Origin of the sequence: Candidatus Synechococcus spongiarum (assembly GCF_900047545.1) — a bacterium.
Classification (GTDB): Bacteria; Cyanobacteriota; Cyanobacteriia; order PCC-6307; family Cyanobiaceae; genus Synechococcus_B; species Synechococcus_B spongiarum_C.
Genome location: NZ_FITM01000030.1, coordinates 1 through 7,573, shown reverse-complemented (window position 1 = coordinate 7,573; position 7,573 = coordinate 1). Strand labels below are relative to the sequence as shown.

General features: G+C 61.8%; 9 protein-coding genes. 5 read left to right on the top strand and 4 right to left on the bottom strand.

What is annotated here, in order from left to right:
* Positions 1-1,932, bottom strand: a 1,932-nt coding sequence (gyrA, locus tag FLM9_RS01265) for a DNA gyrase subunit A (protein ID WP_074456896.1), incomplete at its 3' end; no start/stop codon positions are given.
* A gap of 93 nt (positions 1,933-2,025) precedes the next feature.
* Here gyrA and FLM9_RS01260 point away from each other — a divergent pair.
* From FLM9_RS01260 to FLM9_RS01250, 3 genes are read left to right on the top strand one after another with little or no spacing between them, the layout of a single operon-like run.
* Entirely contained in the window at positions 2,026-3,177 is a 1,152-nt protein-coding gene (locus FLM9_RS01260) for a homocysteine biosynthesis protein (RefSeq protein ID WP_257242943.1), read from the top strand.
* Between the two features lie 32 nt (positions 3,178-3,209).
* Positions 3,210-3,632 carry a CAAD domain-containing protein gene (locus tag FLM9_RS01255; RefSeq protein ID WP_180365258.1) on the top strand — a complete coding sequence of 141 codons (423 nt, stop codon included), beginning with the start codon at positions 3,210-3,212 and terminating at the stop codon, positions 3,630-3,632.
* Between the two features lie 42 nt (positions 3,633-3,674).
* Positions 3,675-3,944: a YggT family protein gene (locus tag FLM9_RS01250; protein WP_074456894.1), complete on the top strand. Its 270-nt coding sequence runs from the start codon at positions 3,675-3,677 to the stop codon at positions 3,942-3,944.
* A gap of 40 nt (positions 3,945-3,984) precedes the next feature.
* Here FLM9_RS01250 and FLM9_RS01245 read toward each other — a convergent pair whose 3' ends face one another.
* Positions 3,985-4,185, bottom strand: coding sequence for a chlorophyll a/b-binding protein (locus tag FLM9_RS01245; RefSeq protein ID WP_074456893.1), 201 nt, complete (start codon positions 4,183-4,185; stop codon positions 3,985-3,987).
* A 192-nt stretch (positions 4,186-4,377) separates the two neighbouring features.
* Between FLM9_RS01245 and FLM9_RS01240 the strand changes: the two genes are divergently transcribed.
* Positions 4,378-4,716, top strand: a complete 339-nt coding sequence (locus tag FLM9_RS01240; protein ID WP_081340101.1) for an RNA recognition motif domain-containing protein — start codon at positions 4,378-4,380, stop codon at positions 4,714-4,716.
* A 379-nt stretch (positions 4,717-5,095) separates the two neighbouring features.
* Complete coding sequence (locus FLM9_RS01230) at positions 5,096-6,484, top strand: FAD-dependent oxidoreductase (protein ID WP_074456891.1); 1,389 nt, start codon at positions 5,096-5,098, stop codon at positions 6,482-6,484.
* Here FLM9_RS01230 and infA read toward each other — a convergent pair whose 3' ends face one another.
* Together infA and FLM9_RS01220 are read right to left on the bottom strand one after the other, a co-directional pair.
* On the bottom strand, positions 6,485-6,751 hold the full coding sequence (gene infA, locus FLM9_RS01225; RefSeq protein ID WP_074456890.1) for a translation initiation factor IF-1: 267 nt from the start codon (positions 6,749-6,751) through the stop codon (positions 6,485-6,487).
* A gap of 74 nt (positions 6,752-6,825) precedes the next feature.
* On the bottom strand, positions 6,826-7,573 hold a 748-nt coding region (locus FLM9_RS01220), incomplete at its 5' end, for a GltB/FmdC/FwdC-like GXGXG domain-containing protein (RefSeq protein WP_498039855.1).

The window sequence follows — 7,573 nt, the reverse complement described above, 5'->3', positions numbered from 1 at the left end:
GGCACGAAGGGGGGTGCGCTTGATGAACCCCGCCTGGGTCAACATGAGCAGATGCCGATCTTCACTGAAGTCCGATAAGGCCAGCAGGGAGGTGATGTCCTCTTCCCGGGAAATGGGCAGGAGTTGAACAATGGGAGAGCCCTTGGCTGTGCGACTGGCAATGGGCACCTTGTACGCGGGCAGGGCATAGACAAGGCCCCGATCACTGAACAACAGCAGCGTGTCATGGTCGCTGCAACTGATGAACAGGCGCACCTGCTCCGTACGTTCACTGCGGGTCCCCGCTTTACCCCGGGTCCCCAAGTTGGTGGCGACAAACTCCCGCACGGGCATGCGCTTCAGGTAGCCGCCGCTGGTGAGCAGAACCACGGAGCGCTCGTTGGCAATAAGGTCAATATCTTCCAGGTCTCCCTCCGCATCAAGAATCACGGTGCGCCGTTCCGTGGCAAAACGGGGTCCCAATTGATGCAGTTCCGTGCGAATGATGACGCTGACCCGCTCCCGGTGCGCCAGGATGTGGCGGTAGTCCGTGATTTTTGCCAGCAGATCCTCGTGTTCCAGGCGGATTTTGTCCGCTTCCAGAGCCGTGAGGCGCCGCAGTTGCATCTGCAGGATTGCCTCGGACTGCTGGGAACTGAGGCCCAGACGCTCCTCAAGCTGACTGCGGGCTGCTGAGGTATCGGCAGCGGCGCGAATCAGGCGGATCACTTCATCCAGGTCCTTGAGGGCCATGAGGAAACCCTGCAGCAGGTGGTCCCGTTCCTCGGCCTTGTGGAGCAAGTGGCGGGTGCGGCGCTCAACGGTCTCAATACGAAAGACCAGGAACGTCTCCAGCAACTGGCGCAGACTGAGGAGCCGCGGCTCACCCTTCACCAGCGCCACCATGTTGGTGCTGAAATTGGCCTGCAGAGGGGTGAGCTTGAACAGGTTGTTGAGCACCACCTGGCCATAGGCGTCCCGCCGCAGTTCAATGACGATGCGCATTCCTTCCCGGTCGCTCTCGTCGCGGATATCGGCAATGCCCTCCAGCTTTTTCTCGTTCACCAACTCGGCAATGCGCTCAATCAAGGCCGCCTTGTTCACCTGATAGGGCAGCTCGGTGATGATCACCGCATCCCGATCAGGGCGACCTTTGGCGTGCAAGGTTTCCACAGTGGCCACACCCCGCACGGGGATGGAGCCGCGCCCACTGCGATAGGTTTCCTTGATGCCCCGGCGCCCCAGGATTTGACCCCCGGTGGGGAAATCGGGACCGGGAATCATCTGAAGCAGTTGCTGGTCGCTCAACTGCGGGTCACCGATGAGGGCATCCAGGCCGGCAATCAGCTCCGACAGGTTGTGGGGGGGGATGTTGGTGGCCATGCCCACGGCAATGCCGGACGAACCGTTGAGCAAAAGCTGGGGAATGCGGGCAGGCAGCACCGTGGGCTCCTGCTGGGAGCCGTCGAAGGTGGGGAGAAAATCAACGGTCTCGCTTTCAATGTCCTCCAGCAGGGCGCTGGTGCTGAGCGCCTGCAGGCGTGACTCCGTGTACCGCATGGCGGCAGGCGGGTCGTTGTCCACGGAGCCGAAATTGCCGTGGCCGTCAATCAGTGGCGCCCGCATGGAGAAGTCCTGGGCCATGCGCACCAGGGCGTCGTACACGGCGCTCTCGCCGTGGGGATGGTACTTGCCCAGCACTTCCCCCACCACCCGGGCGCACTTCCGAAACGGCCGCTCGGCCGTCAGGCCCAGTTCGTACATGGCGTAAAGGATGCGCCGATGGACAGGCTTGAGGCCATCGCGGGCATCGGGCAATGCCCGACCCACGATGACGCTCATGGCGTACTCCAGATAGGAGCGGGACATCTCGCCCCGCAAATCTGTGGTCACAATGCGCCCTTCGCTGTTGGGGCCGCTCCCCGGGAAGGGAGATTCAATGGATTCAGGCATGCCGCAGAAGCTGGAGCAGACGATTCACCGGCAGCAGAGAAGCAGGATGACAGCCACCATGGGATGAGTCTAGCGAAGTGCTGCCGACGCCCCGTGTCCCCCTTGCCCCACCGCACCATGGAGCAGTTGCAGCGCCGTCAGGCTGCAGGTAAGTTGCGGGTGCGCACCAGTGGTCAATTTCGTGCGGACGTGGCCAGGGTGGGCTTGCAGAAGGCGTTTTCCAGAACCGATGTTCTGGCTGCAGGTGGTTGCAGCGTCAGTACCCAGGCTAGCCTCAACATTGGTCTGGGTCCCTGTGACCCCCCGATTCGGATCCAGCGGGCTGAGCTGGCAGGGGTTCGCCTGCAATGCCACGGCAGCAATAACAGCCTGACCCTGCCCCTTGGCGGGGGAGACCGTCCGGAACGCAGCGGTGCGACCGTGTTGAATGCCTTGCTCAAGGGGGCTTCCGTTCCTTTTGTCGCGTCTGGGGAGAAGCAGTCCCAGTTTCCGCGGCAAGAGTTGGTGATCCAGGTGGATTTGGCCGGCCTGGGCATGACCCGCCTGCTGCTGCCACGGGCCATCAGCGAAAACGGCATTGTGGCGATCAATAGTGGCGAGGCGAGGATCTGGTCCTTCCATGGACCGCTGCTGGAGCGGCTGGGCAATGCGGTGTTCACAGCGCCTGGAGGACGGGGCATTGGCTTGAGCAGCCCTCGCCTCCACTGCCTGGGTGTGGGCTCGCCTGTCTTTGTGGCTGGCGCCATTGGGGTGGTGACAGGTGGGGGGATTGGCCACCAACCCCACTGCAACCGGCTGCCCGGCGGCCATGCTCTGGCGCCGGGAGCTACTGCGGCGGTCAGTGCCGATGCGGAACACATGAATCCAGCCTGGCTGCGTCCCTGTTGGTTTGGGGAGTTGGGAGCAGGGGTGATGGTGGCCTTAGCCGCCCCTGTTCCTCTCCTGACCGTGGAGGCGGCAGCAACAGCAGGCGTGGGGGATCACGAACTCCAGGCCCCTGTGCTGGATTTTTCTATTCCACGACGGGTACGTCCCGTACTGGGTTGTGTCGCTTACAAGGACCTTCTCGGTGGACGGATCACTGTCAGGGGACATGCTGTCCCCACGGCATCCGCCACAAGCCTACGTCTCACCGACCACATCACGTCCGCTCTGGCAGAGAAGTTGCGGGACGGGTCTTTCCCTTTGGTTGCCCCCTTCCAGCCCCTTCCGGAAAAGCCGACCTTGACGCCCGTCAACAGCTAGTCTGAATGGACATGCAACGCCCAACAACAGCGATGCAGGACACGAAGGATATGCCTGAGCAAGCAAAGGGCACCAGTCAGTCACCCGATTCCACGTCAGCCACTCCGGCACAACAGGCTTCCCAGCAGGCTGAGGGCAGTAGTGAGGGGGGGGAATTCCAGCTTCTGCTCAACCTGGTGCAGGGTTGGGTTGATCGGCAGGGCTGGAACCTGTCTTTGAAAAGACTTGGACAGCCCATTCGCAACCTGTTCCTGTTGATCGCCGCTCTGATGGTGTTCCAGTTGGTCAGCGGTGTTGCCGAAGCACTGAACCGTATTCCCCTCCTGGGGAATACCTTGATGCTGGTGGCCTTAGTACAGATTACCATTTTCACTCGTCACAACCTGCTTCGCCAAGCGGACAGACAGAACCTGCGCAAGCGCATCAACACGTTGTTAGACGATACCTTTGGCTGAGACGTCAGGCTCCCCGCCGCCGTCTCCCCCTTCCATCCACGCATGTCTGCTGCATTCCTTCTGATCGAGAGCGTCAGCCGACTGGTTGCACTCTATGGATTTCTCCTGATTCTCTACATCCTCAGCAGTTGGATTCCCCAGTTCAGACACTCCCGCGTGGGGGAAATCCTGGCCCAGGTGAGTGAGCCCTATCTGAGGTTGTTTCAGGGGATTATCCCCCTTCTGGGCGGCATTGATTTTTCCCCCATCCTGGCGTTTATTGTGCTGCGCCTGGTTCAGAGAATCCTGGCCCAGGCGCTGAGAGCCCTGTAGGGAATCCTGCTGCCCTGGGCAGGGCGGCAGGGGGCAGGTCTCAACCAATGTGCAGTTGACCGAGGATGCCGTAACCGCTGAGGACTTCGGTGAGAATGGCCAGGAGAAAACCCAGCATGGCCGCCCGTCCATTGAGCCTCTCGGCTTTGGCCAGGCGCTCCTGGCGGATTTGGGCTGCTGCGGTTTCCTGGAACCACTGCTGGTTGGTGTTGGCCAGGAGAGAAAAGGAAGTCGAGGTCATGGGACATCCACGTGTGCAACAAAACTTTACACTGTGATGAAGTGAATGGGGGGTTCGGGTGCCCCCACCTCCCGGAGTCCCTGTTTGTGCCCCGAGGAAGGGCTTGTGGGCTGCCATGGTCTTAAGGTGGGGATGGTTGTTGCCCGTTTCGGGCCGCAGCCTTCTCTTCTGCGGTTTCAGCCCGCCCGTTTCATGAGCATTTACGTCGGCAACGTTCCCTTCACGGCCGAGAAGGAGGACATCCAGGAGCTCTTTGCCTACTACGGCGAAGTGGCCCGTGTGAGCCTTCCCCTCGACCGGGACACAGGGCGAAAGCGCGGGTTCGCTTTTGTGGACATGGTCAAGGAGGTTGACGAGCAGTCAGCCATTGACGACCTTCAGGACGTGGAGTGGATGGGACGCGCCATCCGTGTCCGCAAGGCGGAGCCCCGCGGGGGCGGTGCTTCGGACCGCCCCCGTCGCGGCGAGCGTTCTACTCCGACGGGGGAGCGTCGCAGCTCGGATGATCCGGAGAATGGCGCCCAGGGCTGACGTCACAGCGATTACGCTTGGGATGTTGGGGCAGTGGCGGTTTCCTGTTTTCCTTGATGCACCACGGCTGGGAGACACGAATCAGTTCAACCTGGTTTGCGGCTTGAGATTCCGCTTCCAGAAGGCGTTGAACCATTTGGCAACGGGGAGCCGCGGCAAGTTCTCCTTCCTCTGTCCACTCCAAAGCAGCCAAATCCGGCTTGAAGGAATGGGAGGGGATGGCGGATTTTGGCGGTGTCTGCGGTGCTTTCATCATCTCTACACCTCTGTCAGGGTTTCTTAACTGTCCTGCCAGGCTTCCCCTTTCCTTAAGGAACTTAAGATTTTCTTTTTCTTTCGAGAAACAAAAGAAATCTTCCCTCTTCCCTTGTCTGGCTCCATGGTCTCCTCATCCACAACCGAAAACCTTGTTGTCATCGGCTCGGGGCCGGCAGGATATACCGCAGCCCTCTATGCCGCTCGCGCCAACTTGGCTCCCCTGCTGATCACCGGCTTTCAGGAGGGGGGCATCCCCGGAGGTCAACTGATGACCACCACCCACGTGGAGAACTTTCCCGGTTTTCCCCAGGGCATCCTGGGTCCTGAACTCATGGACCGCATGAAGGCCCAGGCCGTACGCTGGGGAACCCGTCTGCTGGATGCTGATGCCGATCAACTGGACCTGAGCCAACGACCGTTCACCATTCAGGCCCAGGGGCAGACCCAGCGCACCCACGCCGTGATCCTGGCCACAGGTGCCCGTGCCAACCGCCTACACCTGCCCCAGGAAGAGCGTTTCTGGAGCCGGGGCATCAGTGCTTGTGCAGTATGCGATGGAGCCACACCCCAATTTCGCCATGAACCCCTGGCCGTGGTTGGGGGTGGTGACTCGGCCTGTGAAGAAGCCCATGCCCTGACCAAGTACGGTTCCCACGTGCATCTCGTTGTGCGCAGGCACAAGCTGCGGGCCTCCAAGGCCATGGCGGACCGGGTGCTGGCCAACGATCAAATCACCATCCACTGGGAGCACGAGGTGGTGGCCCTGCAGGGGGACGACTGGCTTGCGGCCGTTGAACTGCGTCACCACCTTGACGGCAGCACAACAACCCTTCCCGTGCGCGGACTCTTCTATGCCATCGGCCATACCCCCAACACGGGGTTGGTCCAAGGGCAGCTTCCCCTGGATGGAGAAGGCTATCTGGTGCCTCAACAGCCAGGACAGCCGGACACCGTCATCCCCGGTGTCTTCTGGGCTGGGGACGTGGCGGACCGCCGCTGGCGACAGGCCGTCACGGCGGCGGCCACGGGTTGCCAAGCAGCGCTCGCTGCCGAGGCATGGCTGACGGAGCAGAACCTGGCCGTGACCGTATCCCGCAAGACACCAGAGCCGGAATCGGCCCCAACGCCCCAAAAGATGAGCCCCGCCACGGAAGAGACCTACTCTCCCACAGCCCTCTGGCAGCAAGGCAGCTATGCTCTACGCCGCCTTTACCACGAGAGTATGGAGCCGCTGGTGGTGATGTACACCGCACCAGGGTGTGGCCCTTGCCATGTACTCAAGCCGCAACTGCGGCGGGTGGTGGAGGAACTGGCGCCTCAGATCCATGCCGTCGAGATCAACATTGAGGCGGAGCCCCACATTGCCCAGCAGGCTGGTGTGTCAGGAACCCCCACCATCCAGGTGTTTCACGACAAAGAACTGCGGTGCCAGTGGCGTGGCGTCAAACAGCGGCGCATGATCCGCACTGAGTTGGAGAAGGTGCTGTCCCCGGATCACCAGCAGCGGTGATCAACGGCGCTGACGTCCGCCAGGGCGGTGGCCTCCACCGCCACGGGGAGCGCCCATGTTGCGCTCCCGGTAGGTGATGCGGCCACGGGTGAGATCATAGGGGCTGATCTCCACGGTCACCTTGTCCCCCGCCAGCAGCTTGATGCGGAACTTGGTGAGCTTGCCGGCAGCGCGGCACAGGCATTGGTGTCCTTCTGGCTTGTCAAGGGTGACCATATAAAAGCCGTTGCCTTGTTCCCGTTCAATCACGCCAGAGGTTTCAATCATGGTTGAGCCATGGGGAGAGACAACATCATGGGCAAGCCCGATCCAGGCAGGTCCACCTGTGGAGCATCAGCTTATCAGGCTCGCATAGGGGCATCGGCGATGGCTGTGCCAGCCTGGACAGGCGATGGGGACAGACCCAGGATTTCCTCCTCGGCGGGGGGAACCAGAGCGATGAAACGGGATTGCTGCTCCTCCCACTGCGCCAGAATTTCCCCTGCCCTGGGGCTGCCTGTGGCCACCAGATGGGCTTCCAGCAGGGCCTTGAGTTGAGTCGCCAGCGCTGCGGACTCCGCCAAGCTGCGCAGCTTGACGGTCTCCCTGTTAATGCGCACGGCCGTGGCGTCGTCCTGTTGAAGCAGATAGGCCACCCCACCTGTCATGCCGGCGGCCACGTTGCGTCCCGTGGCACCCAGCACCACAACTACCCCACCGGTCATGTACTCGCAGCAGTGATCCCCGGCCCCCTCCACCACGGCCTGGGCGCCACTGTTGCGCACCCCAAAACGCTCGCCGGCCCGGCCATGGGCAAACAGTTGTCCCCCCGTGGCTCCGTAAAGACAGGTGTTGCCAAGGATCACGTTGTTGCCCGCTTGCAGACCGGAAGCTCTGGGGGGCACGATCACCAGGCGTCCGCCGTTCATGCCCTTGCCCACGTAGTCGTTGGCTTCCCCATGGAGCACCATATCCAGACCCTGAATACAGAAGGCACCGAAGCTCTGCCCCGCACAGCCACGGAAGCGCAACTGCAACTGACCACCAAAACCCCGGTTGCCGTGCTGGGCCGCAATCAACCCGGCCAGGCGCGCCCCCACGCTGCGGTCC

Coding starts and splice junctions, on each gene's coding strand:
- FLM9_RS01255 (WP_180365258.1), top strand. CDS start 3,210: ATGCAGGACACGAAGGATATGCCTGAGCAAGCAAAGGGCACCAGTCAG.
- FLM9_RS01250 (WP_074456894.1), top strand. CDS start 3,675: ATGTCTGCTGCATTCCTTCTGATCGAGAGCGTCAGCCGACTGGTTGCA.
- FLM9_RS01245 (WP_074456893.1), bottom strand. CDS start 4,185: ATGACCTCGACTTCCTTTTCTCTCCTGGCCAACACCAACCAGCAGTGG.
- FLM9_RS01240 (WP_081340101.1), top strand. CDS start 4,378: ATGAGCATTTACGTCGGCAACGTTCCCTTCACGGCCGAGAAGGAGGAC.
- FLM9_RS01230 (WP_074456891.1), top strand. CDS start 5,096: ATGGTCTCCTCATCCACAACCGAAAACCTTGTTGTCATCGGCTCGGGG.
- infA (WP_074456890.1), bottom strand. CDS start 6,751: ATGATTGAAACCTCTGGCGTGATTGAACGGGAACAAGGCAACGGCTTT.